The sequence below is a fragment of the Sagittula sp. NFXS13 genome (assembly GCF_040148795.1).
GTDB classification, from domain to species: domain Bacteria; phylum Pseudomonadota; class Alphaproteobacteria; order Rhodobacterales; family Rhodobacteraceae; genus Sagittula; species Sagittula marina.
In genome coordinates, this window is record NZ_JAGEMH010000042.1 from 1 (window position 1) to 2,050 (window position 2,050).

The window sequence follows — 2,050 nt, forward strand, 5'->3', positions numbered from 1 at the left end:
GGGCCGTTCACGTCGCTAGTATGCCGATCGGACCCCGCATGGCACATGCCTCTATCTTCGCTTGCAGCGAATGGCGACTTCGCTTCCGATCCAGAAACGGCTATGGAGCCGCGTATGGCAACACGTGGGGCGTTTGAGCACACAGGACGTGTATTTTTCTGGGTAAGCTTGCCCTTACGGTGGAGCCCGTTGACCGCGAGACGCTCCCGTCACTGTTTTCGCGCATGGCAATCCTGAATGGAACCGACGCTGCCAACTTCGCCCTCGATCTCGGGACCACCTTTCGGCGTATCCTGGAGCAGGACGAAGAGGCCGTCGCGATTTTTGCAGAACGCGCAGGGCTGTCGGCCACGCAGCTCGCCGAGCTGCTCTCCTGGACAGGTGAGCGCATCGGAGACGTCCGGATGCGGTTTCGGAAGGAAGTCTTCGTCTCGCGGGCCCTGAGAAACCCGATCATTCGAGGCTGTCCGCATTGGGTGCGTGAGCATGCAGCTGATCAGCCCCATCCATTGCGGCGCATTGCCTTGCGGGGGGACTGGCTCTGCAGAGGTGTTGATATTTGCCACCGGCACCACCATCTGCTGGTTCCCTTGTGGTCCAGCTCGCGCCCCATTGAGCGGGATGACATTGGAGCGAGATTGGCGGAAATCCTGCCAGACCTGCGAGCAGGATCATTCGACTGCGGGCGCATTGATCCTACAGACTATGACCTTTGGCTTGATAAGCGTCTCTCGCGGGGTATCGCTGCGGACGACACATGGCTGGCCTCACAGCCGGTGTTTCCCACGATCACACTCTGTGAGTTTATCGGTGCAGCCTTGCTGCGCAAACAGGGTGAGGCCCCGGACGATCGGCGCGCCAAGGCCACAGGCTTCACCTTTGTCTCGCAAGGCCCTGATGGGATCCGAGCGTCTCTGGACATCCTTATGCGGTCACAGGACGGCGGCCACATCGTGAATCATGGCGAATTGGGTCCGCTCCTCCGACACGTTAATGGCAGCTATCTTGATGACGATGCCTTTGCGGTCTTTCGCGAAATCCTTCGTGGCTACTGTCTGGAAATATGGCCGTTAGCGCCAGGTGATGAACTTCTCGGACATACCGTCACAGAGCGGCGTCTCCACTCCCTTACAACAGCATCCAAGGAAATCGGCATCGGTCCGGCTGTCCTGGATGATTTCCTGACGGAAGCAGGCGCGTTCGCGCCCAGTGACGCGCGTGCCGATGCCCGCAAGACTTTTAATGCGAAGGCCTGGCAGCACGTCCTTGATGAAATCCCGACGCTGGTTGGTCCCATTGCGCTGCGAAAGGCAATCGGCGCAACGCTGGCCGAATTGAACGGGTTGAAGGCAGACGGTGTCCTCGTCCCGCGAACCAACATCGCCACGATCAAATCGCCTTGGCGGATTGCGGACGGCCAAGCTCTTCTTAAGGAGCTGGAGGCCTATGCGCAGCCAGTTGCCTTGGATGAGCCAGGATGGGAGACGATCCAACTCGTTCACAAGCGGCTGGACTTTCCAGTTGGCGGAATAATTGCGGCTATCAGGGCTGGTTTTCTGCGCCTCGGTAAACGTCCTGATGTTTTCGGTTACCACGGGCTTGTGGTTGAAGCCACTGAGGTTTCTTCATTCAAGGCTAAGACCGCGCCGAAGCGCAAACCATCGACTACCCCCGGCGAGGTGACCGCAGCGGCCTTCGCCCGATCGGTGGGTATTAGGGGCAAAGGTAAATTCCGGGCTCTGATCGAAGGAGGCTACACGCCTGCGATGTTCGTATTGAATCCCACGACCAAGCGTCGGGACTGGCGGATGAGCCGCGACGACATCGCTGCGTTTGAGGCCAGCTATACGACACCATCGATGCTGTCGGCCGAAACCGGTGCGCATTTGAACACGATTCGGGCCGTTCTGCAGAGCGAGCGGGTCCAGCCGTTCCGCCCAAACGGCTTGGATGTTGGACCGCTCTATCTTCGCAACGCTGTTGAGCCGGTTGTGGCACTCCTGAAATCTCAGGGAGGAAAGTGACCGTTAGTCACGGCTTATGCTGAAAT

1 protein-coding gene is annotated in these 2,050 nt (G+C 58.9%); it reads left to right on the forward strand.

The genetic code is table 11. The features are described from left to right. Positions 1 to 179 precede the first annotated feature (179 nt). Positions 180 to 2,024, forward strand: a complete 1,845-nt coding sequence (locus J4E08_RS24370) for a TniQ family protein (protein ID WP_349540720.1) — start codon at positions 180 to 182, stop codon at positions 2,022 to 2,024. The last annotated feature ends 26 nt before the right edge of the window (positions 2,025 to 2,050 follow it).